Consider the following 24,916-nt stretch of genomic DNA (forward strand, 5'->3'; position numbering starts at 1 on the left):
AGCGTAGCCGGATCGCCGCGCGGCTCAGAGTTCCCGGATCAGCGTTTCGTAGAAGCGGACGCCACGGCCAAGGGTCTCCAGCGAGATCTTCTCGTCGACGGCGTGGATGGACGCGCGCGCCTGCACGTCCATGAAGAACGGGGCGAAGCGGTAGACGGCCTCGCAGATCCCCGTGAAGCGGCGCGAGTCGGTGCCGCCCATCATGATGTACGGCGTGATGATGGCCTCCGGGAACGTCCCGGCAATGCAGCGCTCCAGCAGCTGCCACTGGGCACCGGAGGACGGGGACACGGGCGAAGGTTCGTTGCCTTCCGCGACGCGCAGTTCCACCTTGGGGTCCCGGATGATCTTCCGCAGCCGGTCCACGGTCCCCTGGACGGACTCCCCCACTGCCACCCGGATATTGGCGTTCGCCCTGGCCGTCGCGGCGAGGACATTGGCGCCCGCGCTGCCTTCCAGCGTGGTGATGGCCACCGTGGTGCGGGTCATCGCGTTCGTCTCGTTCCCAAGGCGTCCGAAGAGCCAGGTCATGGGGGCCCGCAGCAGGGACAGGTTGGCGAACACAGCACGCATCGGCGGAGGGGTGTGCGGGCCGAAGCGCCGCAGCATCTCCGCCGTCACGTCCGGCAGGGACTGCGGGAAGGGATGGCGCTCAATCCGGGTGATGGCGCGGGCGAGCCGGGCGGTGGCCCCCATGCGCGGGGGTGTGGAGGCGTGGCCGCCCGGGTCCCGGGTCAGCAGCTCGACGTCGAGGATCCCCTTCTCGGCCACGCCGACGACGGCGGCCGGCCGGGTCACGCCGGGGAAGGCGCCGCCGGCGACGGCGCCGCCCTCGTCCAGCACCAGCCACGGCCGGACTCCCCGGCCGGCCAGGACAGCAGCCGCGGCGGCCGCGCTGCTCCCGGCGGTCTCCTCGTTGTTGCCGAAGGAGAAATAGAGGTCATAGCCAGGGGCGAATCCCGTGCCGAGCAGGGCTTCCGCCGCTTCAAGGATGGCCACCAGCTGCCCTTTGTCGTCGAGGGTCCCGCGGCCCCAGAGGAAGGTGCCGTCGTTGTGGCCGGAAAACGGCGGCCGGGTCCACTGCCCCGGATCGCCCGCCGGGACGACGTCGTAATGTGCCATCAGCACCGACGGACGGGATCCGGCGTCCGGACGGGTGCCGGGCCAGCGGTACAGCAGGGCATGCCCATTGATGGGCTCCAGCTCCAGGGCGGCGTGGACCGCGGGATACAGCCGCGGCAGGGCTTCGATGAACCGCTCGAACTCCGCGGTGTCCTCACCCCCTGCTGGCGCCGCCTGCTGGCTGGCGTCCGGGCGGATGGAGACGGTGCGGAACCGGACGAGTTCGGCAAGTGATGCCGCGGCGCGGGTGACGGTTCCGGCGGGTGCCGCAGTGTTTTGCATGCGCGAAAGTCTATGTGCCGGACACGCCCGTGCCGGCATGATTTCCCGCGTGATTCACCGTGGCGAAAGCGGGCTACTCTGGGGACATGGCGGAACAGCACTTTGACGGAACGCACTTTGGGGACCAGGACGGCGTGGCGGAGATGTCCGCCCTTGACATTGCAGACTGGCGGCTCCGGACCTTCGCTCTCTACGCCACAGTGCGGAAGATCGCCGAGGACAGCCCCGCAGAGGCCCACTCCTACTGGCGCCACGAGCGGGACCGCATGTTCGGCACCCATCCCGCCTCGGCGCTGACCGCCGAGGCCAAGTCCAGCTTCGGCGGCCTGAAAACGGCGGACTACGATCCGATCTACCGCTTCCACGTCCCCCTGACCAAGGAGGGCGCGGGCCGGGAAATGAACGTCGAGACCGGGACCGACGGCGTGGTCCGGTTCGTCCGGCTGGGCACGTTCGACCTTCCCGAGATGGGCCAGCTGGCCGTCTGGAAGCTGAACGGCTACGGCGGCGGCATCTTTGTTCCGTTCCGCGACGCCACGGCCGGACAGCCGGGCGGCAGCTACGGTGCCGGGCGCTACCTCCTGGACACCATTAAGGGCGCCTTCCACGGGGTAAGTGGTTCCGGGCCGGGTGCCGAAGTCGTCCTGGACTTCAATTTTGCCTACAACCCCTCCTGCGCCTACAACGAGGCCTGGGCATGTCCCCTCGCCGGCCCGTCAAACCGGCTGGCCGTGGAAATCCCGGTGGGCGAGCTGTACTGAGGCTATCCCGGGGCCGACGGCAGGCAGCAGCGTCCGGGGGCCGGTCGGCAGCGTCCGCACAGGGCCTTTTTCGGGAATTCCCAGCCCCGTATGACAGTGTTGGACTATGGATCCCTTCGCTGCCCCGGCCACCGAGCTCGGGCAGCAGCCTCTCCCGGGGGCACGGGATCCCGCAGGGACCGGGGCGGAGTCCCGGGCCGGCACATCCGGCGTCGTCCGCAGTCCGGGACCTAAGCGTCGCCCCGGAATTCTCCGTTATCCGGTGATCCGGCAACTGATCCGGTTCACGGGCGTCGGCATCATCTGCACGCTGACATCCTTGACCTTGTATGCCTTGTCCCGGCACTGGATCGGATCGCAGCCGGCCAACGCGGCCGCCCTCGTCATTACATCGCTCATGAACACGGCACTCAACCGGCGCCTGACTTTCAAGATCACCGAGCGTCACCGGATGAAGCGCGACCACCTCAACGGGCTGATCGTGATCCTGGTGGCGCTGCTGATCACCGGCGGCAGCCTGGCCGTGCTGAACTGGGTCCGGCCCAACGCCACCGTCGCCGATGAACTCTGGACGACCACGCTCTCCGGCTTCGCGGCAACCGCCGTGCGGTTCACGCTGCTGCGGCACTGGATCTTCCGCCGCGCCCGGCACCGCTGAGCCCACCCTCCCCGCACGACTCCCGTTGAGCTATGGATCGATGTTGCTTTCTGCGTTCCGGAACGGCATCTGCTGATGGCTCAACGGCGGGTCGGGCCGAGCGCCTGGACGCTGCCGACGGCGGTGCGCACGGCCCGCGCCGCCTCCTGCAGTTCCGCTTCCGTGATGGTCGAGTCGAAGCTGAACCGCACGGCGGTCTGCGCCACCTCGGCGCCGATGCCCATGGCCAGCAGCACCGGCGACGGCGCATCCGAGCCCGCTGCGCAGGCCGAACCGCTCGAGCAGATCACCCCCTGGCGTTCGAGCTCGAGCAGCACGGACTCGCCGCTCGTCCCGGGGAAACAGAACGACGCCACGGAGGGAAGCCGGCCGGTGGGGTGGCCGGTCAGGATCGCCCCGGGGACACCGGCCAGGACGGATCCGATGAAGTCATCGCGCAGGGCCGAGACCCGGGCCGCGAGCTCATCCCGTGACGCCATCCCCAGGGTCAGTGCCGTCGCCAGTGCCACGGCACCAGCCACGTTTTCGGTGCCCGAGCGGCGTCCGCGTTCCTGCCCGCCACCGTGGACGAGGGGCTCAAGCCTCGTCCGGCCGCGCACGAACAGTGCGCCGTTGCCTTTGGGGGCGCCCAGTTTGTGGCCGGAAATGCTCAGCGCGTCCACGCCCAGGGCCGCGGTGCCGAGCGGCAGCCAGCCCGCGGCCTGGACCGCATCGGTGTGGAACGGGACACCATGGGCGCGGGCCAGTGCGGCGAGCCGCGCGACGGGCTGGACCGTGCCGACTTCGTTGTTGGCGTACATCACGCTGACCAGGGCCGTCCCGGGGCGCAGCGCCGCAGCGAGGGCCTCCACCGTGACCTGCCCGTACGCGTCCGCCGGAATCACGTCCACGGCAAAGCCATGGACCCGTTCAAGGTAGCGGGCGGATTCCTCCACGGCGGGATGTTCGACGGCGCTGATCGCCACGCGGTCCAGCCGGGCGTCTGCCGAGCGCCGCGCCAGGGCGATGCCCTTGACGGCCAGGTTGTCCGCTTCCGTGCCGCCGGACGTGAAGATGACTTCCCCGGGACGGCAGCCGAGCGCCTTGGCCGTTGCCGTCCGGGCGCCGGCAAGTGCGGCGGCCGCCGCGTCGCCGAGGGAATGGTGGCTTGAGGGGTTGCCGAATTCGCCGCTGAGGTAGGGCCACATGGCCTCCAGCACTTCGCGGCGGACCGGCGTGGTGGCCGCTGCGTCGAGGAAGATCATGGCATCCCTCAGCCGGCTACCGGGTCAACGTCGAGCTCGATGTCGAGCCCGAGGTCGAGGGCGGTGACGCTGTGGGTGAGCCCGCCGATCGAGATGACGTCCACGCCGGTGGCGGCGATGTCCGCGACCGTGGACAGGTCGACGTTGCCGCTGGCCTCGACCCGGGCCCGTCCGCCGATCAGCGTTACGCCGGCGGCGAGCTCGGTCAGCGAAAAGTTGTCCAGCATGATGGTGTCCACCCCGCCTGCCAGGACGGGTTCAATCTGCTCCATGCGGTCGACCTCCACCTCGAAGTGCGTCGTGTGGCCCAGTTGCGCCTTGGCGTTCCGCAGCACCGCGGTAAGCTTCGCCGGGTCGCCCCCGGTCAGGACCGCCAGGTGGTTGTCCTTGGCCAGGACGGCGTCGGAGAGGCTGAACCGGTGGTTGGCGCCGCCGCCGCAACGCACTGCGTAGCGTTCCAGCACGCGCAGTCCCGGCGTCGTCTTGCGGGTGTCGGTGATCCGCGCCCGGGTTCCCGCCACGAGCTCGACGAACTCCGCCGTACGGGTGGCGATGGCGCTCATCCGCTGGACCAGGTTCAGGGCGACGCGCTCGGCGAGCAGCACGGCACGGGCATTCCCGGTGACGCGGGCCAGGGCTGTCCCTGCAGGGAAGGACTCGCCGTCGTTGACGAGCAGTTCGACGACGGCGTCCGGATCCGTCAGTGCCATGGCGGCGGCGAACACCTCACCGCCGCTGAAGACGCCCGGGACGCGTGCGTTCAGCACCGCCGTCGCCTGCGCGTCGGCGGGGATCAGCGTCTGCGAGGTGATGTCGCCGTACGGCGCGTCCTCTTGCAGGGCGGCCCGCAGCACGGCGTCGACGGCCGAAGCGGACAGGGTCCCGGCAAGCGCCGTGACCGGGGAGGCGGAGGGGCGGGCTGCGGCGGGTGCGCTCATGAGGAGATCCTTTGTTTCGGACGGGAAGCGGCGGCATGCCGGTGGCTGTGCGTGCCGGCCGGAGGGGCGGAACGGACGGGGGCTGCGAGCACCGCCGGGAGGGCGGCTGCGGTGTCCGCATCCGCACGGTAGTGGGCGCCCACCGATCCGGTCCGCGTCCGCGCCGCTGCGACGAGCAGTTGCGCGGCCAGCAGCAGGTTCCGGTCCTCGTGCTCCCGCGGGTCCGCCGCGGTCGTCACGATCCCGGGACGGACGACGGCGGCCCAGGCAGCAAGGGTGGCCTCCGCCTCCCGCAGTTGCTCGCCGCTGCGCAACACGCCAGCGTGCGCGGTCATCAACCGCCCGAGAGCCTCCCGCGAGAAACTCACTCCGGGTTCCCTTGCCGCGCTTGCGAGGTTAGGGCGATCGCGGGGAGCACCCGGAGCAGCGGTGTCGTGCGACGGTTCGTCACCCAGGACAGCCTCCACCGCGCGGCGGCCGAAGACCAGGCCCTCCAGGAGCGAGTTGCTCGCCAGCCGGTTGGCGCCCTGGGCCCCCGTGCGGGCGACCTCCCCTGCGGCATACAGGCCCGGAACGGACGTACGGCCCCACAGATCGGTGGCTACCCCGCCCATCCAGTAGTGGGCCGCCGGCGACACGGGAATCGCTTCCGTGGTCCAGTCGTAGCCGGCGGCCCGGGTGGCGGCCGTGATCGTGGGGAACCGCCGGGCCAGGAACCCTGCACCCCGGGCGGCGTCGATGCCGCGGGCATCCAGATACACCGGGCTGTCCGCCGGCGCCCCCGTAGCCGCCAGGTGCAGGGCGATGCTGCGGGAGACGACGTCGCGCGGGGCCAGCTCCGCGTCCGGATGATAGTCGGGCATGAAGCGGTGGCCGGCGGCATCGCGCAGGATCGCTCCCTCGCCCCTCACGGCTTCGGAGATCAGCAGCGCCGGCGGCCCGCCGTGGATCTCCCCGGCGGCGAGGGTCGTCGGGTGGAACTGGAAGAACTCGAGGTCGCGCACGGCAGCCCCCGCCCGCCAGGCCAGGGCCAGCCCGTCAGCGGTGGCCACAGCGGGGTTGCTGGTGCGGGCAAACAGCCGTCCGGCGCCGCCGGTGGCCAGCAGCACCGCGTCCGCGGCCAGCCGCTTCGGCGCTCCGTTAGACAGGTACCCGACGCCGGTGACCCGGGCCGCCGCCGTCGGGGCTTCCGCCGGTGTGTCCCCGGTCAGGAGCTTCGTGACGAAGGCGCTGGTTTCAACCCGGAGCCGGCCCTGGGCCGCACGGTCCAGGACGGCGGCGACAAGCCCGCGGGCGATGCAGGCACCGGTCGCGTCGCCGCCGGCATGCAGGATCCGGGCCGCGGAATGGGCGGCTTCAAGGCCCAGGGCCGGGCCGCCGCCTGGCCCGGCGTCGAAGAGTATGCCGAAGCGGCGGAGCCCCTCGATGTCCCGGGCTGCTTCGGTGCACAGGATGCGCACGGCCTCGGGCTCGTTCAGCCCGGCCCCGGCGGCGAGGGTGTCGGCGATGTGGGCGGCCACGGAGTCTCCCGGGGCGGCCTCGTCCGGGGACAGCACGGCCGAGACCCCGCCCTGGGCGTAGAAAGTGTTGCTCTGCTCAAGCTTTCCCTTGGTCAGAAGCACGACCTCGGCGGCGGGGGCACCGGTCCGGTCTTCCGCGACGGCGTCGGAGGCCAGGAGCGCGGCGTAGAGCCCCGCAATCCCGCTGCCCACAATGACCAGGCGTGCGGACCGGCTCACGGCCGGGCCGCCAGCATGCGTTCCAGCGCGACCCTCGCCGGGGCGGCGACCTCGTTCTCCACCGTGATGCGGTTGACCACCTCGCCGCGGACGAACGCTTCCAGGACCCAGGCGAGGTAGCCGGGGTGGATGCGGTACATCGTGGAGCAGGGGCAGATCACCGGGTCCAGGCAGAAGATGGTGTGCTGCGGGTATTCGGCGGCCAGCCGGTTGACCAGGTTGATCTCGGTTCCGACGGCGAAGGTGGTCGGCTCGGTCGCGGCGGCGATGGCCTTGCGGATGAAGTCGGTGGATCCGGCGGAATCGGCGGCGTCCACCACTTCCATGGGGCATTCGGGGTGCACAATGACCTGGACGCCCGGGAATTCGGCGCGGGCTTTCGCGATCTGGCCGACGTTGAAGCGCTTGTGCACCGAGCAGAAGCCGTGCCACAGGATCACGCGGGAATCTTCAAGGGCCTGCTGGTCGTTGCCGCCGAGGTCCTTGCGCGGGTTCCACATGGGCATCTGCTCCAGCGGCACGCCCATGGCCTTGGCGGTGTTGCGGCCCAGGTGCTGGTCCGGGAAGAACAGCACCCGCTGGCCCCGCTCGAACGCCCATTCAAGGACGGTCGCGGCGTTGGAGGACGTGCACACGATGCCGCCGTGCTCGCCGCAAAATCCTTTGAGCGCAGCCGAGGAATTCATGTAGGTGACGGGGATGACCGGAACCCGGCCGTCGGCGTCGGGCTCCGTGCCGAACAGTTCCTCCAGCTGTTCCCAGCATTCGGTCACCGAATCAATGTCCGCCATGTCCGCCATGGAGCAGCCGGCCGCCAGGTTCGGCAGGATGACAGCCTGGTCCGGCCGGGACAGGATGTCCGCGGTCTCGGCCATGAAGTGGACGCCGCAGAAGATGATGGCCTCGGCGTCCGGCCGGGTCAGTGCCGCGTTGGCGAGCTGGAAGGAGTCGCCCACGAAGTCCGCGTACTCGACCACCTCGTCGCGCTGGTAAAAGTGGCCCAGGACCACGGCACGGTCACCGAGCGCAGCCTTGGCGGCCCGGATCCGGGCGTCGAGCTCGGCGTCGCTCGCCAGCTTGTATTCCTCCGGGAGCTGGCCCTGCCGGGGGGTCGACGCCGGGGCGACGTCGGCGGAGGAGGCCCCGGGTCCGTAGGCGGGCACACCGGCGGCAGCCTCGGCCGCGTCGAAGTCCCACGGGCCGCGGACGAGCGCCGGGCTGCAGGTGGCGGCCGCAGCCCCGGCGGCGGACGTGACGGCCTGCTCGCGCGTGATCAGCCGGATTGCCGTGTTGACGCTGCTCATGGTGTGCTCCTGTTGTCTGGGTCAAGGCCGGGGCGGCCGGTAAAGCGGTAGAGGCGGGGCGGGCGGTGTTTGCCGCCCTGCAGGTATTCGCCGGTGTCTTCAATCTCCGGCGTGGCTTTGATCTGGCGGCGGAAGTTGGCCGGGTCCAGTTCGCGGTCCAGGACGGCCTCGTAGACCTCACGGACCTGGGCCAGGGTGAAGTACTCGCCGAGCAGGTGGTACGCGATGGATCCGTAGGCCATCTTGTTCCGCAGCCGCCACAGGGCGTACTCGATGATCGCGTTGTGGTCGAAGGCCAGTTCTCCAAGCCGGTCGGCCCGGAACCACCGGACGTTCTCGGATTCGTCGGCGAGCGCGGCCTCGGTGGGCTGGACGAGCGCCCAGTACACGATCGAGACGACGCGCTGGGTGGGTGAGCGGTGCAGGCCGCCGAAGGCGTAGAGCTGTTCCAGGTAGCTGGGTGCGAGACCGGTCGTTTCCCGCAGGTTCCGGGAGGCGGCGTCCTGCAGTGATTCGGAGTGGGTCAGCGGGCCGCCGGGGAGGGCCCAGAGGCCCAGGAACGGCTCCCTGATCCGGCGCACCAACGGGATCCAGAGGGTGGGGCGCCCGGAGCGCTCGCTGGGCCGGAGAGCGAAGATCACGGTGGAGATGGCCAGAGACGGCGGAGCGAGCTGGCGCTCCGAGACGTTGGCAGCTGTCGTGTAAATGGCGATCCACCCCGCATTCCTGGCTCCTGACCGATCCCATACGGGCCGGCACGAGGATTCCGGCCGACAGCCGGATTAGTTATAGTCAAAGTGACTAGAACTAATTCTAGGGCCCCGTGCTCCAGAAGGGAAATGTGTCGGACCCTGCCTGCTGCTGCGGTCCCGCGCTGAGTGGTTGAAGCCCGCGCCGGAGGCGGCAATAATCGGCGCTATGGACAGTGCAGCGATTAGATCGTGCTATCTCGGAGCGGCAGGTGCGTTCCTGGAGTTGGTGGAACAAGTTCCGGAAGCCGCCTGGAGCCGGCCCGCACTGGGCGAGTGGGACGTCCGCGGGCTGACGGGCCACACGAGCCGGGCGCTGAGCACGGTCGAGGCGTACCTCTCCGCGCCCGCCACGGGAGACCGGGTGGAGGGCCCGGTGGCCTATTTCCTGGCGGTTCGCGGCGGCGTGGCGCCCGAGGCCATCGCCGCGCGCGGCCGGGAGACCGGCGACGCCCTCGGCCAGGATCCGGCCGCCGCAGTCAGGGCGCTCGTGGGCCGGGTCACGGAACTCGTCGGGAAGACCCCCGACGACGCGCCCGTCGCCACCGCCGCCGGGGCCATGACGCTCATCGACTACCTGCCGACCCGCAGTTTTGAACTGGCCGTGCACGGCCTGGACCTGGCGCGCGCCCTCGGCATCGCGCCGCCCGCCGCGCTCTCCCCCGCGGTCGCGGCGTCCCTGGAACTTGCCGGGGCCATCGGCGCGCGGCTGACCTCGGCGCCGGAGCTGCTGCTCCTGCTCACCGGGCGCTCCGGCCTGCCCGGGGACCTCAGCGTCCTGTAGTCCGCCGCGGCTTACCGCGGCTTACCGGCCGGGCGGGCCCGCCGGCAGCGCCCGGCGCTTACCGGCGCTGGGCGGCGGCTTCCAGCAGCGGCAGGGTGCGGCCCTGGAAGTGGGTGTTGAGCACGATGACCGACGAGGACCGCAGCACGGTCCTGGTGGCGATCATGGCGTCGAGCACCCGCTGGAGGTCCGGATTGGAGCGGGCCGCGATGCGCGCCATGAGATCCGAACTGCCCGACACGGTGTGGATCTCGATCAGTTCGGGGATCTGGGCGAGGGCCTCGACGACGGCGTCGTGCCCGAGGTCCTGGTTGATCGTCAGGGAACAAAACGCCACTACCGGAAAGCCGAAGTGCGCCGGATCAGGCTGCGGCACCCAGGAGCCGATGACGCCGCTGTCCTGCATCCGGTCCAGCCGGGACTGCACCGTGGCGCGGGCAACTTTCAGGACGCGTGAGGCTTCCAGGACGGACGCCCGCGGCGAGTCCGTGAAGAATCGGACAATTTTGGCGTCCAGGATGTCAACGTCGATGGAATTTTCCTTCCCGCGGGATCCCGCCTTGGCAAACCGCCATCGTTACCGGATTCCAGCTAGCAAACTGCAACCATGGTCTCACGGCAGCAGCTGTCGTCCGCCTGCCGGGGCGCTTCAAAGACGGTAAATTCAAGAGGTCCCATAAGGACGCAAGGATCAAAAACCACAAGAAGGTTCGCAAGCATGACAATGAAGTCCACCGCGGAGCGCCCGGCCCTGAAACTCGGCCACAGCATGAAGCCACGCCAACTCACCATGATGGGGCTCGGCAGCGCGATCGGCGCCGGCCTGTTCCTGGGATCCGGGGCCGGCATCCAGGCAGCCGGCCCGGCCGTCCTCATCTCCTACCTCGTCGCGGGAACCCTGATCATCCTGGTCATGTGGGCCCTGGGCGAGATGGCCGCCGCCAACCCCAACAGCGGCGCATTTTCCGTCTACGCACAAAAGGCCATGGGCAAGACAGCGGGCGCCACGGTCGGCTGGCTCTGGTGGCTGCAGCTCGTTGTCGTCATTGCCGCCGAAGCCCTCGGGGCCGCAGGCCTCCTCTTCACGGTCTGGCCCGTGGTACCCGTCTGGGCGCTGTCGCTGATCTTCATGGCTCTCTTCACGGCCATCAACCTGGCCGGGGTGAAGAACTTCGGCGAATTCGAGTTCTGGTTCGCCATCCTCAAGGTTGCCGCCATCCTGCTGTTCCTTGGCGTGGGCGCCGCACTGCTGCTGGGTTGGCTCCCGGCCGTCCCCTCCCCCGGACTGCACAACTTCACGACCAACTTCGCCCCGGCGGGTCTGGGCGGTATTGCCACCGCACTCTTCGTGGTGATCTTCGCCTTCGGCGGCACCGAGATCGTCAGCGTGGCCGCAGCCGAGACGGAGAACCCCGCGCACAGCGTGGGAGTGGCCATCCGCACCGTGGTCTGGCGGATCCTGGTGTTCTACATCGGCTCCGTCTTCGTGATCGCCGCCGTGCTGCCCTCGACGTCGGAGGCCCTGAAGTCCCCGTTCGCCGGCGTCCTGGACGTCGCGCGGATCCCGGGGGCCGGCACCGCCATCACCCTCGTGGCCGTCATCGCGCTCCTCTCGGCGCTCAACGCCAACCTCTACGGCGCCTCGCGCATGGTCTACTCCCTGTCCACCCGCGGCGAGGCGCCTCGGATCCTGTCGCGGCTCAACAAAGCCCGCGTCCCGTTGGTGGCCGTCAGCATCTCCGTGGCCTTCGGCTTCCTGGCCGCAGTGCTTGAACTCCTCTTCCCGGGGCAGATCCTGCCGGCACTGTTCCAGCTCGTCGGCTCGACCTGCCTCGTCGTGTGGGGCACCGCCCTGGTCTCCCAGCTGATCCTGCGCCGCCGCGCCGACCGCGACGGCACTGTCCTGCCGCTGCGAATGAAGGGCTTCCCCGGCCTCACGGTCTTCGGGCTCGTCCTCCTCGCCCTGATTTTTGCGGTCGGCTTCAGCAGCCCCGACAGCAGCCGTCAGCTGTTCAGCACCCTGGCCCTGGTCGCCGGGATCGCCGCGGCGTGCTGGATCGGTGCCCGGCTCACCCGCAGCAGGGCGCACCAGCCCAACTAGCTAGCAGCAGGGGCCGTTTTGCGCCCTCAAAACGGCCCCTTCTGCCAGTCAGTTGGGTATCACTGCAACTGCACAACTTGTAACGCTGGACGGCAATCCGGCTGGCCGCATTGTGCAGTCTGGACGGCGTTTCCTGAGCTGATTGCCCGGCGCCGTCCAGGTGACTAGGGTCACAGGCATGGACACACTTCCCCTGGCGGTTTCCGGCGACGCTGCCGCGCCGCTGACTCCCGCGGAACTCCGCGAGCTCTACTCGCTGATGGTGGCCGTACGCCACCTCGATACCTCCGCCATCGCGTGGCAGCGGCAGGGCATCATCCCCGGCTATGCGCCCGAGCTCGGGCAGGAAGCGGCCCAGGTCGGCAGCGGCTACGTCGTGGACACCACCCGGGACTTCGTCTTCCCGACCTACCGCGAGATGGGCGTCGCACGCACCATGGGGGTGGACATGGTCGCCTACATGTCCACCCACAAGGCCACCTGGCACGGCGGGCTCTACAATCCGCTGGAATCCCGCCTCGCCCCGATCCAGGCCGTCGTCGCCGGTTCGGTGCTGCACGCCGTCGGCTGGGCCCACGGCCAGACGCTCGCCGGCAGCGCGGACGCCGACGGCACGCTCGGCGTCGCCCTCAGCTACTTCGGCGACGGCGCCTCCTCGCAGGGCGATGTCCACGAGGCCATGAACTTCGCCGCGGTGATGAAGGCACCCGTGGTGTTCTTCATCCAGAACAACGGCTGGGCCATCTCGGTCCCCACCGAACGCCAGGTGGCCGGCGGTTCCGTCGCTGCCCGCGCCGCCGGGTACGGCATCCCGGCTCTGCAGATCGACGGCGACGACGTCACCGCCGTCGTCGAGGCCACCCGCCGGGCCTTCGCGCACGCCCGCACCGGCAACGGGCCCGTCGTTATCGAAGCCATGACCTACCGCCGCGGCCCGCACTCGACTTCCGATGACCCCGGACGCTACCGCTCCCTGGACGAAGAGCGCGACGGCGCGGGCGTGGACCCGCTCGAACGTCTCCGGCAGCGGCTGCTCGCCGACGGCATCGCGGACGAGGCCTTCTTCGCCGGGGCCTTGGCCGCTGCCAAGGCCGAAGAGGAGCAGATCCGCACCGGCATCCAGGCCCTCGGCTCCCGCCCCGGCACCGAAATGTTTGACCTGGTCTTCCAGGAAACCACCCCGGCCCTGCGGGCCCAGTCCGCCAACTGGCGCGAGGAGTCCGAACATGTCTAACTCGATTCTCGAAAGCGAAAGTGCCAGCGGCAAGAGCACTGCCGGCGGCACTGTCACCAACACTGCCGAAGCGGCCGCCCAGCACCCCACCACCCTGATGTCCATGCAGCAGGCACTGAACCGCGCCCTTGACGAGGTGCTGGCGGAAAACCCCAAAACCCTGATCTTCGGTGAGGACTGCGGCCGGCTCGGCGGCGTCTTCCGGATCACCGACGGACTGCAGGCCAAACACGGCGAGCAGCGCGTCTTTGACACCCCGCTGGCGGAATCCGGCATCCTCGGCATGTCGGTGGGCCTGGCGATGGCCGGCTTCCACCCCATCCCGGAGGTCCAGTTCGACGGCTTCGCCTACCCGGCCATCAACCAGATCGTCTGCCAGATCGCACGCATGAACTACCGCAGCCGGGGCACCCTGTCGATGCCCATCACTTTGCGCGTCCCCAGCTTCGGCGGCATCCGCGCCCCCGAGCACCACGGCGAAAGCCTTGAGGCGCTGTTCGCCCACGTCCCCGGACTGAAGGTGGTCTCGCCGTCGAACCCGCACGAGGCTTACCACCTGCTCAAGTACGCTGCGACACGGCCGGATCCGGTGATCTTCATGGAACCGAAGTCGCGGTACTGGCAAAAGGGTAGGGTGGACGTCGCCAGACACGATGCAGGCGGCGGTTCCCCCACGGGCGCCAAGGTCATGCGCGAAGGCCGCCACATCACCCTGGTCGCCTGGGGCGCCATGGTGGCCCGCTGCCTCCAGGTGGCCGAGCTCGCCGCCGAGGACGGGATCGACGTCGAGGTCCTTGACCTGCGCTGGCTCAAGCCAATCGACGCCGAAGCCCTGGCCGCCTCCGTGCGCAAGACCCGACGCGCCGTCGTCGTCCACGAAGCCCCGCTGACGTCCGGCCTCGGCGCCGAGGTCGCGCAGCTGATCACGCAAAGCTGCTTCGATACCCTCAAGGCGCCGGTGGAGCGCGTCACGGGCTTCGACGTCCCGTACCCCTCGGGCGACCTGGAAGATGAATACATCCCGAACATTGACCGGATCCTCTTCGGGATCCAGCGAGTATTGGAGTACCGCCGTGGCTGAAATATCCTTCCCCCTGCCCGATCTCGGCGAAGGGCTTATCGAGGCCACGGTGCTCGAATGGCTCGTTTCCCCCGGCGAGCAGGTGGAGCGCAACCAGCCGCTCGTGGAGGTCGAAACCACCAAGTCCGCCGTCGAACTGCCCAGCCCGCAGGCAGGTAAGGTAGTGCGTATCCACGGCGGGCCCGGCGACAAGATCAACGTCGGCGAGCCCCTGATTGTGTTTGAGGTCCCGGACAACACCGCCGGCATCGTGGGCACGGTCCCGAAGGAAGAGGCACCGAAGCGCCGGGTCCGCCTGAGCGCCGTACTTGATGAGGACTGACACCATGAGCGGCAGGCACACCGGCGAACAGCATTCCCACACCGTGGAGGGCACCGACCCCCAGCTGTTTGTGGAGGTGCATGAGCCCCAGAACGACGCCGGGCTCCGCCCGGTCCTGCTGCTGCACGGCTTCTCCTCCTCCTCCAAGCTCAACTGGGAGGACACCGGCTGGCTCACCGCACTCCTGGAGGCCGGCCGGCGCGTCATCACCGTGGACCTGCCCGGCCATGGCCGCAGCGGGGCGCCTGAGGACATGGATTCCTACTCCCCCAGCCGGATCCGCGCGGACCTGCTGCAGATAGTCTTCGACGCCGGCGCGCGTCCCCTGCGCGACGGCGACCCGTCCAGCGGGCTCGATGTGATCGGCTATTCGATGGGGTCCCGGCTTGCCTGGGAGTTCGGCGCAACCCAGCATGAGCTGGTGCACCGGCTGGTCCTGGGCGGCCCGAACGTCGCCGATCCCCTGGCGGACTTCGACCTGATCGCCGCCCAGCGGCACCTGGCCGACGGCACCCCGATCGCGGACGAATCCACCGCAGGGCTGCTGAAGATGGCCATGTTGCTGCCGAGCAACAACATTTTCGCGCTGCTCTCGCTGATCGAGGCCATCAAGACCGAGCCGTACGACCCCGCCGAGGCCGTCCCGCACATGCCGATGCTGCTCGTGGCCGGGGAAAAGGACGACCGCGCCGCGTCCATGCCGGAGCTTGCCGCACTGGGCGCCAAGGCCGGCACCATGGTCGAACAACTGCTCCTGCCCGGCCGGAACCACACCAACGCCATCACGAGCCGCGCCTTCAAGCAGGGAGCCATCAGCTTCCTGTCCGTCTAATCCCAACGGCCTCGCCAAGTCTTCCCCGCCCGACGTAGGCTGGCCGCAGCAAAGCGGCAGGAACCGGGAGAGAAAGCCATGGGCACGCGCTTCACAGACCGCGAAGAGGCCGGACGGCGCCTGGCCGCCGCCCTCCCCCAGTTCCGCGGACGCCCGAAGACCATGGTGCTGGGCCTGGCCCGCGGCGGCGTGCCGGTGGCAGAGGCCACGGCCGGGGCGCTGCAGCTTCCCTTCGCTGCGCTTCCCGTCCGGAAGCTGGGGGTCCCGGGCCACGAGGAGACGGCCTTCGGGGCGCTGGCCTGGTCACATGGCCGCGTGGTGCGTTTACTCAACCGCCCGCTCGTGGACCGGCTCCTGGAAGTCGGCATCCGGCAGTCCTCGCTGGACCAGGTGGAGGCGGCCGGACGGGCGGAACTGGAACGGCGCGCTGCGGCGTATCCGGAAGCGCGGATGGCCGTCGACGGCAGTACCGTGATCCTGGTCGATGACGGCCTGGCCACCGGAGCGAGCATGCGGGCCGCCGTCGAGGCCGTACGGGCCGCCGGCGCCGCATCCGTCGTCGTCGCGGTCCCCGTCGCCTCCCTGGACGCCCAGATGTCCCTGGAGAGCCTCGCCGACGCGGTCTTCTCTCTCCATACTTCCGGCCAGTTCCGCGCCGTCGGCAGCTACTACCGGAGTTTCGCGCACGTGCGGGATGACGACGTCGTCCGGCTTCTCGGCGCCCGGCCCGAATGATCCACACACAAAGCAACGCGGGGTCACCTGCGGCCCATCTTCCACCGGATGGGCCGTAGGGATCCCCGCGTTGTTTGTGGATGCGGGTTAGTGGTTGCTGACCCCGAGCAGCCGGCCCTTCGTCTCCTTGGCCAGCACGACGCCGACGGCGGAGATGACGCACAGGATCATGATGTAGATCCCGATGGAGCCGGTCCACTTGGTGCTCTGCAGCAGCGCCTCGGCGATGGTCGCGGCGAAGGCGCCGCCCAGGATGGCACCGAAGGCGTAGCCGATCGAGATGCCCGAGTAGCGGACGTTGGCAGGGAACATTTCCGCGTACATGGCGGACATCGGACCGTAGGACAGGCCCAGGCCGATCGTCAGGACGAAGAGCGCGACGCCGTACAGCACGATGTCCTTGGTCTCGATGAGTGCGAACATCGGGATCATCCAGGCGAAGATGATCGCATAGCCGATCAGGAACGTCTTGACGCGGCCGATCTTGTCCGAGAGCCAGCCGCCCACGAGCGTGAAGATCAGCCAGCCGAAGGATGCCAGGGTGGTGGCGAGCAGGATCTGCGGGGTCTGCATCTTCAGTGACTTCGTGGCGTAGGAGATGAAGAACGCGATCAGCAGGTAACCGGCGGCGTTGTTGCCGATGAAGATCATCGTCGAGTAGAGGACGGCCTTCTTGTGCTTGCGGATGAGCTCGCCGAGGGGTGCCTTGCTTTCTTCCTTGCGTGCGCTCATTTCCTTGAAGACCGGGCTTTCGGCCACGGCCCGGCGGATCAGGTAGCCCACCACGATCAGCACGATGGAAAGCAGGAACGGCACGCGCCAGCCCCAGGCGCCGAAGGCTTCCTTGGACATGCCGGTGTTGAGGAAGTACAGCAGCCCGGTGGCGAGGATCATGCCGACCGGGACGCCGATCTGCGGGTATGCGCCGAACAGTCCGCGCTTGCTCATGGGCGCGTGCTCCACGGCCATGAGGGCAGCGCCGCCCCATTCACCGCCGGCGGAGAAGCCCTGGATCACACGGAGGGTGATCAGCAGGATCGGCGCCCAGACCCCGATCTCCTTGTAGGTCGGCAGCAGGCCGATCAGGGCCGTTGCGGCACCCATCATGACCAGCGTGAAGACGAGCATGGCCTTGCGGCCGAGGCGGTCGCCCAGGTGGCCGGCGATGATTGCGCCGAGCGGTCGGAAGAGGAAGCTGATGCCGATGAGGGCGAAGGACAGGATCTGCGCAAGGCCCGGGTTGGAATCGTTCAGCGGGGCGAGGAACAGCGGCGACAGCAGCGTCGCTGTCAGCTGGGCGAAGATGAAGAAGTCGTACCACTCGATCGTGGTCCCGACCAGCGTGCCGGCGAGGACCTTGCGTTCCTCGTGTTTGCTGCTGGGTCCCGCCTCGGTATCGACGGTTGAAGTTGCGGTCATTGGAACTCCATTGCTTTGGGCAGAGGTGATGCCCGGGTGGATGCGAGGTGAATGACTGGCGCCACTCAATTACTGATCGAACGGTCAGTCAGTAGGATGTAGACTACTACGGAAATGTGATCCGACGCACAAAAGTCGGAAATATTTTCGGCGAATCAGTCCGCGCGGTTGAGGAATTCGCGGATCCGGGCCCGGACCGGCTCTCGGTCATAGCTGTTCACGAGGGCGGCGGCCATCCGGACCGGATCCCCGAAGAAGAAGTACTCGTAGAGCGACTGGCGTCCGGAGAACCCGGAAATCGACGCGTCGAAAGCCAGCTTGAACAGCCGGACGCGCTCGGGCCCGGTCAGGGTCTTGCCCTGCAGGTACAGCTCGATGTCCGCCCGGGCCTCGCTGTTGACGTCCGCCTCGCCCGGCAGTGCCATGAGGCCCGACGCCGAGAACTTGCGGATGATCTGCGGGAAGCGCTGGGCGATCTTCGGGTACCAGTTGCGGGCCGCGTTCAGGGTGGACCACTTCGGCAGCATGACGCCGGCGCCGTTGAGCTCGGCGTCGGCCTCGGAGGCGCGGACCAGGGCCCGGCCGATTTCGACGTCGACAATCAGCTCGGCGATGTCCTCCTGGATGTGCTGGAAGCCGTCGATGCCGATCGATTCGGCCAGTTCCGACGCCAGGCCCAGGAAGAACTCGCTCTTGGCGATGGTGCGGGTGACCACCTGGTGCGTCATGAGTGCGCCGGCGCCGGTTTCGGAGTAGAAGGCGTTGCACAGCTGCGGGTACCCGAGCATGAAGATGCGCTCGTTGGGCACAAAAACGTGGTCGAAGACGGCGACGGCGTCCATTTCCTCGTAGCGGGAGGCCAGCGGCTCGTCGTGAGTGCTGCCGCCGTTGTACAGCGAGGTGCGGCAGAGGTAGCGCAGGCCCGGGGCATCGTTGGGGATGGCGAAGGCGTAGGAGTAGGGCGCGTCTTCCGGGGTGCCGCGGAGCACTGTGGACGGGAAGACGAGGAGCTCGTCGGCGATCGGGGCGATGGTGGCGAGCATGCGGGCGCCCTGGATGACGATCCCGTCCTCGCGCTCCTCGACAATGCGGGCCGAGAGCTGGCCGCCGAGCTGTTCCGAGCCGGAGACGGAGCGGTTCACCTGCGGCGGGATGAGGGTGTGCGTGGCCAGGACGTCGTTTTCCCGGGCCCACTCGTAGTAGTTGCGGATGTTTTCGGCGAATTTCGGATCAGCCTGCGAGAACCACTTCTCGGCGGTGCTGAGCGCGGTGAGCGAGGAGTTCATGTAGTCGCCGGAGCGGCCCAGGAAGCCGTTGGAGGACTCGGCCCAGGTGGAGATGGCGCGGCGGCGGCGCTGGAGGTCCTCGATGGTCTTCGGGACCAGGAAGGAGGCGTTGACGAGGTCGCCGGTGCTCGGCGAGGCGAAAGTGAGCGCCTCCTGGTACCGGGGATCGTGCTGCATGTCGAAAAGCTTGGCGTAGGAGCGGGCCACATTGCGGAACGCCGGGTGCTCGGCGATCTTGTCACGGACCACCTCGCCGTCGATCACCACATGCGGGGTCATTGAGTTGAGCTTGTCCAGGTACTGCTGTCCGGTTCGGATACCCATGGTCGTTTCTCCGATCGTCATCGAGCTGTGAGTTTTAAAGGCTGCGTCAGAGCAGGTCTTCCATGCCCAGCTGGCTTTCCGGGATGGTGGTGAACGCGCTGTTGGCAAACGCCAGGGCGTCGCCGTTGCGGTAGTTGAAGTCCACGACTTCGCCGATGTAGAGCGTGTGGTCCCCGCCGTCGTACGCGGCCCACGGCTTGCACTCGAAATACGCGAGCACATTCGAGAGCCGCGGTGCCGTGCCGCCCTCCACCCAGCGCGGCTCCGGGCCGGGCCGCCCGGCGAAGTGCATCGCCAGTTGACGCTGTTCGGCGCCGAGGATGTTCACCGTGAAAGGCCGGCCGGCGAGCTCGTCGTGCGCCCTGGCGGTCCGCGCGATGCTCACCAGCACCAGCGGCGGGTCCATCGACACCGAGGTGAAGGAATTAACCGTGATGCCGTGGCGCTTGGTGACCCCGTCAAAGGTGACGATCGCGACGCCGGTGGCGAACCTGCCCAGGCTGCCACGGAAATGGTTGGCGGCCGGGCCGGGAGCGCGGCCCGGGACATCCGCTGCGGGGCGGGCCGGTGGCTTGGCAATCATCGTTGGTCCCTGCACTTGATGGTGTGGTTGAAGGCTGTTGCGAGCAACCCCCGTGCTTCGTAGATCCCTGGGCTCCTCCAGAGTTGTGTTCTATAATCGAACACGTAGTTCTTATATAGAACGCTAGCGCAGCGTGAGCGCCGACACAAGGGTCCCGTGCCGGCGCTCCCGGCACCTGCGCCCGCCCCTAGGATGGACACCATGACCCCGACCGCCCTCGGCACACAGGCATCCCCGTCGCAGACTCTGTCCCGCGGGATCAGGGCACTGGAAATCCTCGCAGAGGCCCAGCAGCCGCTCACCATCGCCGAACTCGCCGACGCCCTGGGCGTCCACCGCTCCGTGGCATACCGCATCCTGCGCACCCTGGAAGACCATTCCCTGCTGGTGCGCGACGACGCCGGCAGGGTCCAGCCCGGCCCCGGCCTCGCCGTTCTTGCCCGGGGCGTGTCGCGCAACCTGCAGACAGCGGCGCTGCCGGAGCTCACCCAGCTGGCCAACTCCCTGACGATGAGCGCCTTCGTTGCGGTCTGGGACCACGAGGACTGCGTCACCCTGGTCACCGTGGATCCGCGGCACACGGGGGCCGCCGTCGTCCAGCACCCCGGCTCACGGCACCGGATCAACACAGGCGCGCCCGGCATTGCCATCCAGTCCGCCTTTTCGGAACAGGAATGGAAGAACCTGGCACCCGGGATCGCCTACCGCGCCGAGGCGGCCGAGGCGCGCAGCCGCGGCTTCGCCGCCAGCCACGACGAGGTCATCGCCGGGGTCTCCTCGCTCGCCGTGCCGATCCGCGTCCCGGGAGGCCGGCCGGCAGCCCTCGCCGTCGTCTACATCCGGGCTGCCCAGGATCCGAACGAAGTGGCGGCCGCGCTGGCGGCGGGCGCCGCCCGCATCGAAGCCCAGCTGGGCTGACGCCGGATCCAGCTCTGCTGCCGTCGTCGGCTGGCTGCCGGGGGCGGCCGTTCCGGGATGACCGGCGGGTCGTGGAGGGCATCATCTACCGGTGCAGTATTGCCTGGCGCGATGCGCCTGTGGAGTTCGGACCTCGGCAAACGATCTGGAAGCGCCACCGCCGTTACAGCGGCGACGGTAGCTGGGACAGCATCCTGGCAGCCCTGCTTGGTGAAGCCGACGCCCGGGCTGCCGCGGATTGGTCGGCGTCGAGTGATTCGACGGTCAACCGCGCTCACCAGCACGGCACCAACTTTCCGCGCATCGCAGGGGGCCCCGCCGAATTACATGGATCTGCTCGATGAACCCCTGGATCATGCGGTCGGTCCCGCGGCCGATTGAGCACGAAAATCCATGCCCTCGGTTCGTCCCGGGGCGATCCGGTCGCACCTTCGTGCACGCGGAATAGCCGCAGTTACCCCCGAACCGCCGACCAGATCGGCCACCGAAAACGGCGACGCGCTACCGGCGCCAGACCTCCCGCATTCGACAAAGAGGACTACCAAGGAAGGAACGTCATCGAACGGAACTTAAACACGTTCAAGCAATGGCGCGGACTCGCCACCCGCTACGACAAGCTCTCCCTCATCTACCGCGGCGGCGCTGTCCTCCGAGCCGTTAGCATCCGGCTCACCGCATTAGGAGACACGCCCGAGACGGGGCGGAGCGGGCGTCTAGGCACCATAAGGAACCTCAATGATGTTGTCAACGGATTTTGCGTGCCTTTGTGCGTCCCGGCCGGGCTCGCGGTCGGGACACCGCTGGAGCTTCTAATCCGTCCAGTCGGGGCAGGGGCTGCAGGTCTTGATCCGGCATCGGCGCGGGCTCCGGGCCCGGGGACGGAGCCACCGCCCGCCGGCGAACAGTCAGGGAGTAGGTTGTGGGCATGGGACCGAATTCTTTTGGCAGTGAAGATGTACTCGCTGACCGCCTCATGGATATCGCCGAGTTCAGCCACGCGCACCGGTTTTTCGGCAATCTCTATGAGGCCATCGTCAAAGTTCCGCACCGGGTCGCGGCCGCCGAAGCCAGCATTGAACTCCCCCGGTCCCCTTTTGGCGCGGGAAGCCCGGGACGGTACTAGGTTCCGATCGCCCCAATCATCGCCCCAGCCGCCATCGCCGCCCTCATCGCCGGCTGGACTCATTCCGGCAGCAGGCCCTGGCTGATAGCGGCTGCCGCCAGTTCGACCACGGGTACGTTCGCCACCTTGTATCTGCTCCGCTACATCAACCCCAAGTTGTTCTTCAGCCCCGAACCGCTCAGCGAGATGCGCCGCAAGCCCCTGTTGCAGCGGTGGTACAGGGTCCACGCCCTCAGGCTCACGGCCAACGCCGTTGCCTTGGCCTGCATCCATCAGGCAAGGACCCTCAGGGTCATGAGCCGCGAATGTCGAGCTGATTGAAACAGGGAATCCGAATTCCGCAATCCGGGTGCTCACCCGTCCTGAGGAGAACGCAACGTGGCAAATGAAGTAAATGAGCCGGCACCACCATCGGTCGTGAACATCAGGGGCTGAGCGTCGCCTACGGCGAGCGGACATGAGGGTGTCATAACGAGGTGAGCAACGCCGGCATACTGTGGGCAGGAACGGCCGACGAATACGGCCACCAGCTGACGCACTTTGCTCGAGCGGTCCGCCAAACCGATGCCCGGGCGCGGGTGGTGCTCGGGGGCTGCGGATACGACGCCCTCTCAAGCCCGCCCGACAGCCCGGCCCGCGCGGTGTACGAGACGCTCGCACGAGACTACGGCGAGCACTTCGACATCTTCGCCCTCAATCTCTACGGCGACCCGTACACGATCCCGGAGAGCGTTGGACGGGCGCGGGCCTCGACGCGCTGCGGGATCGCATCGCCTGCCGTCAACTGGTGCAGCGTGCGGTTCTGATACTTTCGACCGGCATCAACCCCCTTGCCTGCTGGAGCCTGGCCCCGGAAATCGGCGGACACTCGGACTCGACGACGTTTTAAGGCATCGGCGTTCCCCGTCGCACGACTCCGGCTACCGGAATGTTTGCTTCTTTATGATGGATCCGTCCGGGTTGTAGAACACCCAGTCGCCCCTGCGCTTGCCAGCGTGCCACATGCCCTCATCCATCAGAGCACCGTTGTCATGCCAGCGTTGCCACGTGCCATTCTGCTTGCCGTCTACGAAATTGCCCTTTTGGAGCAACTCCCCGTTTTCCCGCCACCACGTCCAGCTCCCGTCAAACTCGCCCTGAACGAAGTTGCCTTCGGCTTTAACCTGGCCGTTGCGGTACCAATTGCGCCACTTGCCGTGCTTCTTCCCGTCAAAGATCGGGCCTTCGCCCATAGGCGTTCCGTCTTTGTACGTGTCTCTCCGAATTTCTGCCATGGCCCCTCCGATCCGGGAGCGGAACAGCCGCAACCGATGATGTAACTCTAGGCGTAGTAGGTCCGGGAGGCGGGGCAGCTTTTCAGGGCCGAGAGCCCGGAGAGGTAGAAGACGCGGAGGAGTCGGCGGTCGTAGCGTGTGGGGCGGTGGTGGTTGCCGGTGATCCTGCCGGAGTCCCGGGGTGCTGGCGTCCTGTGATTTTGTCGCTGATCAGTGCATCGAGTGCGGCGAGTTCCTTCTCGAGCGCGATGATTTCCCGCGCGAGGGCGGCTACGATGCGTTCTCCGAGGCGCTGGGCGGGGACGGTGGTGTGCGGGGATTTCGCGGCGTCGATGGCGGCCTGGGCGCACCGCTGCGGAGGAGCGGGTGCCGTGTATCTTCAGCCAGGCATGGAGCCGGGTCTGTCCGGTGCGGCGGCATCCTGGCTCGAAGTACTCACTCGCGTGTAACCCAGCTGCCGCATCAGGGCATTTTGACTCGAAAAGTCCTGGATGAACCGTTGCCGGGACGACTTATGGTGAGACGTATTTTCAAGACATCGGCAAGCCCGACTTTCTCATCTACCCGCAGGCCCCGCCGGGGTCCAGGGGTGTCTTGAAAAGCTGTTGTATTCCAAGACAGTACTTGGCGATGTCTCACCAACGGTCCTTTTGTGAACTGCCGCCGCGACGCGAGGATGCCGTGGGCGATCCGGCAGCTACCGAGACCTTCTGGTCCTGAGCGTTCGCGTGAGCGGCGGAAAGGATGAAACTGGTTCTCTGAGGACTGGTTTGGCCTAGGACTTAGGTGGTTGGCGGCGGAAGGTGTTCCGCCGCCATTTTGTAGCAAAGCTTTCCGTCGAGTTTCTGGGGCCGGATCCACACTTGGTATCCTTCCGCTGCGGCGAAAAGTTCTCGTCCATTGCTGCTGTCGGAAGCCAGCCACAGTGCGGAAGAATCGGGCATGACGTCGTCAACAATTCCTGCCCGGACGACCGAGAAGTCCTTACGGATTTCCACCGGTGTCCCGACCAGCCGACTCCAGTCATGGTAGGGATATGGGTCAGCACTTATCTCCAAACCTCGTTTCTCGCGCCTGGTACCGGGATTTCCTCGTACCGCCGGAGTGGACGTCGCAGGAACCGGCCACCGCTTCCTTGGTGAATCTGAGAGACCTTTGAAAGTCGCTTGTCATGGCCGGCTCCTATGGGCGTCTGGGCTTGTTAGTGGAGGTGACTTCCACCGTTGATGTCGATGGTGGTGCCGGTGAGGTAAGCCGAGTCCTGGGAGGACAGGAAGGTGATGACTGCAGCCACTTCTTCGGTGGTGGCGTTTCGGCCAAGGGGGATGCCGGCATTGATGGCGGCTTCCTGCTCGTCAGTGCTGCCGACGCGGATGTTGGTGTCAACAGCCCCGGGGGTGATGGCGTTGATGGTGACGCCGGTGGCGCCGAGTTCGCGGGCGAGTGCTTTGGTGAAGCCAAGGATGGCGGCCTTCGCTGCGGAGTAGGGAACCTTGCCGAACACGCCCCCGCCGCGCTGGGCGGAGACAGAGGACATGTTCACGATCCGGCCCCAGCCGTTGGCGATCATGTCCGGCAGGAACGCCTTGGTCACGAGGTAGGTGCCGGTGGCGTTGACGTCCATGATCTTGTGCCAGAGCTCCAGGGTGGTTTCGAGGAACGGGACCGGGGAGGTGATGCCGGCGATGTTGGCCAGGGCACCCACCGGGGGAAGGTTGCCCTGCCTGACTTCGGCCGCTACTGCGGCCTGGGCGGTGATGACGGAGGCTTCGTTGGCGACGTCGATTTCGTGCCCGAAGGCGGGGACGTCGAATTCGTTGCCGATTTCTGCGGCGACCTTGGCAGACTTCTCGCCATCGAGATCCAGAATCACGACCGCCCATCCCTGGCTGGCGTAGCGGCGGGCAGTGGTGATGCCGATGCCGCGCTCGGAGGTCGCCCCGGTAAGGACGGCGGTGCGCTGGATGGTGTGGCTCATGATGCTCCTTGGAAACGTAGCGTGTGGTGTGCGTTGCTGCGGCCGACAGAGGAATCCGCCGGTGGCCAGCGCTGATCGTCTTGATCTGCAGGGTGATGCGAATCACTGTAGAACAGTCTGCTGTC

The 24,916-nt window shown here is 67.8% G+C and carries 25 protein-coding genes and 2 pseudogenes; 14 read left to right on the top strand and 13 right to left on the bottom strand.

Annotated features, from left to right (window positions below; all coding sequences use genetic code 11):
- Positions 1 to 24 precede the first annotated feature (24 nt).
- Positions 25 to 1,404, bottom strand: coding sequence for a M20/M25/M40 family metallo-hydrolase (locus tag AC1DES_RS09025; protein WP_476895362.1), 1,380 nt, complete (start codon positions 1,402 to 1,404; stop codon positions 25 to 27).
- An 86-nt stretch (positions 1,405 to 1,490) separates the two neighbouring features.
- On the opposite strand from AC1DES_RS09025, the gene AC1DES_RS09030 reads away from it, so the two are divergent.
- Positions 1,491 to 2,165 carry a DUF1684 domain-containing protein gene (locus AC1DES_RS09030; RefSeq protein WP_476895363.1) on the top strand — a complete coding sequence of 225 codons (675 nt, stop codon included), beginning with the start codon at positions 1,491 to 1,493 and terminating at the stop codon, positions 2,163 to 2,165.
- 106 nt (positions 2,166 to 2,271) lie between these two features.
- A complete protein-coding gene (locus tag AC1DES_RS09035) occupies positions 2,272 to 2,823 on the top strand; it encodes a GtrA family protein (protein WP_476895364.1) in 552 nt (183 codons plus the stop codon).
- Between the two features lie 80 nt (positions 2,824 to 2,903).
- On the opposite strand, the gene AC1DES_RS09040 is transcribed toward AC1DES_RS09035, so the two are convergent.
- From AC1DES_RS09040 to AC1DES_RS09060, 5 genes are read right to left on the bottom strand one after another with little or no spacing between them, the layout of a single operon-like run.
- Positions 2,904 to 4,067, bottom strand: a complete 1,164-nt coding sequence (locus AC1DES_RS09040; RefSeq protein ID WP_476895365.1) for a cysteine desulfurase family protein — start codon at positions 4,065 to 4,067, stop codon at positions 2,904 to 2,906.
- A gap of 8 nt (positions 4,068 to 4,075) precedes the next feature.
- Complete coding sequence (gene nadC, locus AC1DES_RS09045) at positions 4,076 to 5,005, bottom strand: carboxylating nicotinate-nucleotide diphosphorylase (RefSeq protein WP_476895366.1); 930 nt, start codon at positions 5,003 to 5,005, stop codon at positions 4,076 to 4,078.
- Positions 5,002 to 6,744, bottom strand: a complete 1,743-nt coding sequence (gene nadB, locus AC1DES_RS09050; RefSeq protein WP_476895367.1) for an L-aspartate oxidase — start codon at positions 6,742 to 6,744, stop codon at positions 5,002 to 5,004. The genes nadC and nadB overlap by 4 nt, the downstream gene beginning before the upstream one ends.
- A complete protein-coding gene (gene nadA, locus AC1DES_RS09055; protein WP_476895368.1) occupies positions 6,741 to 8,048 on the bottom strand; it encodes a quinolinate synthase NadA in 1,308 nt (435 codons plus the stop codon). The genes nadB and nadA overlap by 4 nt, the downstream gene beginning before the upstream one ends.
- Positions 8,045 to 8,755 carry an NUDIX hydrolase gene (locus tag AC1DES_RS09060; RefSeq protein WP_476895468.1) on the bottom strand — a complete coding sequence of 237 codons (711 nt, stop codon included), beginning with the start codon at positions 8,753 to 8,755 and terminating at the stop codon, positions 8,045 to 8,047. Before AC1DES_RS09060 ends, nadA begins: the two co-directional genes overlap by 4 nt.
- A 211-nt stretch (positions 8,756 to 8,966) precedes the next feature.
- Between AC1DES_RS09060 and AC1DES_RS09065 the strand changes: the two genes are divergently transcribed.
- Complete coding sequence (locus tag AC1DES_RS09065; protein ID WP_476895369.1) at positions 8,967 to 9,581, top strand: maleylpyruvate isomerase N-terminal domain-containing protein; 615 nt, start codon at positions 8,967 to 8,969, stop codon at positions 9,579 to 9,581.
- Positions 9,582 to 9,639: 58 nt separating this feature from the next.
- Here AC1DES_RS09065 and AC1DES_RS09070 read toward each other — a convergent pair whose 3' ends face one another.
- Positions 9,640 to 10,113, bottom strand: a complete 474-nt coding sequence (locus tag AC1DES_RS09070; RefSeq protein WP_476895469.1) for an Lrp/AsnC family transcriptional regulator — start codon at positions 10,111 to 10,113, stop codon at positions 9,640 to 9,642.
- A gap of 186 nt (positions 10,114 to 10,299) precedes the next feature.
- Between AC1DES_RS09070 and AC1DES_RS09075 the strand changes: the two genes are divergently transcribed.
- The 6 genes from AC1DES_RS09075 (at position 10,300) to AC1DES_RS09100 (ending at position 15,886) form a co-directional block, all read left to right on the top strand.
- Positions 10,300 to 11,682 carry an amino acid permease gene (locus AC1DES_RS09075; RefSeq protein ID WP_476895370.1) on the top strand — a complete coding sequence of 461 codons (1,383 nt, stop codon included), beginning with the start codon at positions 10,300 to 10,302 and terminating at the stop codon, positions 11,680 to 11,682.
- Positions 11,683 to 11,860: 178 nt separating this feature from the next.
- Entirely contained in the window at positions 11,861 to 12,916 is a 1,056-nt protein-coding gene (locus AC1DES_RS09080) for a thiamine pyrophosphate-dependent enzyme (RefSeq protein ID WP_476895371.1), read from the top strand.
- Complete coding sequence (locus AC1DES_RS09085) at positions 12,909 to 13,997, top strand: alpha-ketoacid dehydrogenase subunit beta (RefSeq protein ID WP_476895372.1); 1,089 nt, start codon at positions 12,909 to 12,911, stop codon at positions 13,995 to 13,997. Before AC1DES_RS09080 ends, AC1DES_RS09085 begins: the two co-directional genes overlap by 8 nt.
- Positions 13,990 to 14,319, top strand: coding sequence for a biotin/lipoyl-containing protein (locus tag AC1DES_RS09090; protein ID WP_223979734.1), 330 nt, complete (start codon positions 13,990 to 13,992; stop codon positions 14,317 to 14,319). The genes AC1DES_RS09085 and AC1DES_RS09090 overlap by 8 nt, the downstream gene beginning before the upstream one ends.
- A 4-nt stretch (positions 14,320 to 14,323) precedes the next feature.
- Positions 14,324 to 15,151, top strand: a complete 828-nt coding sequence (locus AC1DES_RS09095; RefSeq protein WP_476895373.1) for an alpha/beta fold hydrolase — start codon at positions 14,324 to 14,326, stop codon at positions 15,149 to 15,151.
- Between the two features lie 78 nt (positions 15,152 to 15,229).
- Positions 15,230 to 15,886, top strand: a complete 657-nt coding sequence (locus AC1DES_RS09100; protein WP_476895374.1) for a phosphoribosyltransferase — start codon at positions 15,230 to 15,232, stop codon at positions 15,884 to 15,886.
- A gap of 87 nt (positions 15,887 to 15,973) precedes the next feature.
- On the opposite strand, the gene AC1DES_RS09105 is transcribed toward AC1DES_RS09100, so the two are convergent.
- From AC1DES_RS09105 to AC1DES_RS09115, 3 genes are all read right to left on the bottom strand, one after another.
- Complete coding sequence (locus AC1DES_RS09105) at positions 15,974 to 17,305, bottom strand: MFS transporter (RefSeq protein WP_476895375.1); 1,332 nt, start codon at positions 17,303 to 17,305, stop codon at positions 15,974 to 15,976.
- A gap of 155 nt (positions 17,306 to 17,460) precedes the next feature.
- Positions 17,461 to 18,915: a 4-hydroxyphenylacetate 3-monooxygenase, oxygenase component gene (gene hpaB / locus AC1DES_RS09110; protein ID WP_476895470.1), complete on the bottom strand. Its 1,455-nt coding sequence runs from the start codon at positions 18,913 to 18,915 to the stop codon at positions 17,461 to 17,463.
- A 46-nt stretch (positions 18,916 to 18,961) separates the two neighbouring features.
- The gene (locus AC1DES_RS09115; RefSeq protein WP_476895376.1) at positions 18,962 to 19,498 is read right to left on the bottom strand and encodes a flavin reductase family protein; all 537 of its coding nucleotides are present in this window, start codon (positions 19,496 to 19,498) and stop codon (positions 18,962 to 18,964) included.
- 201 nt (positions 19,499 to 19,699) lie between these two features.
- On the opposite strand from AC1DES_RS09115, the gene AC1DES_RS09120 reads away from it, so the two are divergent.
- From AC1DES_RS09120 to AC1DES_RS09140, 5 genes and pseudogenes are all read left to right on the top strand, one after another.
- Positions 19,700 to 20,416 carry an IclR family transcriptional regulator gene (locus AC1DES_RS09120; protein WP_476895377.1) on the top strand — a complete coding sequence of 239 codons (717 nt, stop codon included), beginning with the start codon at positions 19,700 to 19,702 and terminating at the stop codon, positions 20,414 to 20,416.
- Positions 20,413 to 21,105 (top strand): annotated as a pseudogene (locus AC1DES_RS09125) (transposase); the annotation flags it as partial. The gene AC1DES_RS09120 and the pseudogene AC1DES_RS09125, both read left to right, overlap by 4 nt.
- A gap of 236 nt (positions 21,106 to 21,341) precedes the next feature.
- Complete coding sequence (locus AC1DES_RS09130) at positions 21,342 to 21,539, top strand: hypothetical protein (protein WP_476895476.1); 198 nt, start codon at positions 21,342 to 21,344, stop codon at positions 21,537 to 21,539.
- 126 nt (positions 21,540 to 21,665) lie between these two features.
- The gene (locus AC1DES_RS09135) at positions 21,666 to 21,860 is read left to right on the top strand and encodes a hypothetical protein (RefSeq protein WP_476895378.1); all 195 of its coding nucleotides are present in this window, start codon (positions 21,666 to 21,668) and stop codon (positions 21,858 to 21,860) included.
- Positions 21,861 to 22,015: 155 nt separating this feature from the next.
- Positions 22,016 to 22,345: a hypothetical protein gene (locus AC1DES_RS09140; RefSeq protein ID WP_476895379.1), complete on the top strand. Its 330-nt coding sequence runs from the start codon at positions 22,016 to 22,018 to the stop codon at positions 22,343 to 22,345.
- A gap of 114 nt (positions 22,346 to 22,459) precedes the next feature.
- On the opposite strand, the gene AC1DES_RS09145 is transcribed toward AC1DES_RS09140, so the two are convergent.
- The 3 genes and pseudogenes from AC1DES_RS09145 to AC1DES_RS09155 all read right to left on the bottom strand — a co-directional run bounded on the left by AC1DES_RS09145 (position 22,460) and on the right by AC1DES_RS09155 (position 24,791).
- Positions 22,460 to 22,813 (bottom strand): toxin-antitoxin system YwqK family antitoxin, encoded by a 354-nt coding sequence (locus AC1DES_RS09145; RefSeq protein WP_476895380.1) that lies wholly within the window; start codon positions 22,811 to 22,813, stop codon positions 22,460 to 22,462.
- A 53-nt stretch (positions 22,814 to 22,866) separates the two neighbouring features.
- Positions 22,867 to 23,001: pseudogene (locus tag AC1DES_RS09150) on the bottom strand (IS110 family transposase); the annotation flags it as partial.
- A gap of 1,013 nt (positions 23,002 to 24,014) precedes the next feature.
- Complete coding sequence (locus AC1DES_RS09155; RefSeq protein ID WP_476895381.1) at positions 24,015 to 24,791, bottom strand: SDR family NAD(P)-dependent oxidoreductase; 777 nt, start codon at positions 24,789 to 24,791, stop codon at positions 24,015 to 24,017.
- Positions 24,792 to 24,916 lie beyond the last annotated feature (125 nt).

The sequence above is a fragment of the Arthrobacter sp. 05T442 genome (genome assembly GCF_056395945.1).

Bases quoted from the DNA above. Each gene is read 5' to 3' on its own strand.
- AC1DES_RS09025 (WP_476895362.1), bottom strand. From the start codon at position 1,404: ATGCAAAACACTGCGGCACCCGCCGGAACCGTCACCCGCGCCGCGGCA.
- AC1DES_RS09030 (WP_476895363.1), top strand. From the start codon at position 1,491: ATGGCGGAACAGCACTTTGACGGAACGCACTTTGGGGACCAGGACGGC.
- AC1DES_RS09035 (WP_476895364.1), top strand. From the start codon at position 2,272: ATGGATCCCTTCGCTGCCCCGGCCACCGAGCTCGGGCAGCAGCCTCTC.
- AC1DES_RS09040 (WP_476895365.1), bottom strand. From the start codon at position 4,067: ATGATCTTCCTCGACGCAGCGGCCACCACGCCGGTCCGCCGCGAAGTG.
- nadC (WP_476895366.1), bottom strand. From the start codon at position 5,005: ATGAGCGCACCCGCCGCAGCCCGCCCCTCCGCCTCCCCGGTCACGGCG.
- nadA (WP_476895368.1), bottom strand. From the start codon at position 8,048: ATGAGCAGCGTCAACACGGCAATCCGGCTGATCACGCGCGAGCAGGCC.
- AC1DES_RS09065 (WP_476895369.1), top strand. From the start codon at position 8,967: ATGGACAGTGCAGCGATTAGATCGTGCTATCTCGGAGCGGCAGGTGCG.
- AC1DES_RS09075 (WP_476895370.1), top strand. From the start codon at position 10,300: ATGACAATGAAGTCCACCGCGGAGCGCCCGGCCCTGAAACTCGGCCAC.
- AC1DES_RS09080 (WP_476895371.1), top strand. From the start codon at position 11,861: ATGGACACACTTCCCCTGGCGGTTTCCGGCGACGCTGCCGCGCCGCTG.
- AC1DES_RS09085 (WP_476895372.1), top strand. From the start codon at position 12,909: ATGTCTAACTCGATTCTCGAAAGCGAAAGTGCCAGCGGCAAGAGCACT.
- AC1DES_RS09095 (WP_476895373.1), top strand. From the start codon at position 14,324: ATGAGCGGCAGGCACACCGGCGAACAGCATTCCCACACCGTGGAGGGC.
- AC1DES_RS09100 (WP_476895374.1), top strand. From the start codon at position 15,230: ATGGGCACGCGCTTCACAGACCGCGAAGAGGCCGGACGGCGCCTGGCC.
- AC1DES_RS09105 (WP_476895375.1), bottom strand. From the start codon at position 17,305: ATGACCGCAACTTCAACCGTCGATACCGAGGCGGGACCCAGCAGCAAA.
- hpaB (WP_476895470.1), bottom strand. From the start codon at position 18,915: ATGGGTATCCGAACCGGACAGCAGTACCTGGACAAGCTCAACTCAATG.
- AC1DES_RS09115 (WP_476895376.1), bottom strand. From the start codon at position 19,498: ATGATTGCCAAGCCACCGGCCCGCCCCGCAGCGGATGTCCCGGGCCGC.
- AC1DES_RS09120 (WP_476895377.1), top strand. From the start codon at position 19,700: ATGACCCCGACCGCCCTCGGCACACAGGCATCCCCGTCGCAGACTCTG.
- AC1DES_RS09130 (WP_476895476.1), top strand. From the start codon at position 21,342: ATGGGACCGAATTCTTTTGGCAGTGAAGATGTACTCGCTGACCGCCTC.
- AC1DES_RS09145 (WP_476895380.1), bottom strand. From the start codon at position 22,813: ATGGCAGAAATTCGGAGAGACACGTACAAAGACGGAACGCCTATGGGC.
- AC1DES_RS09155 (WP_476895381.1), bottom strand. From the start codon at position 24,791: ATGAGCCACACCATCCAGCGCACCGCCGTCCTTACCGGGGCGACCTCC.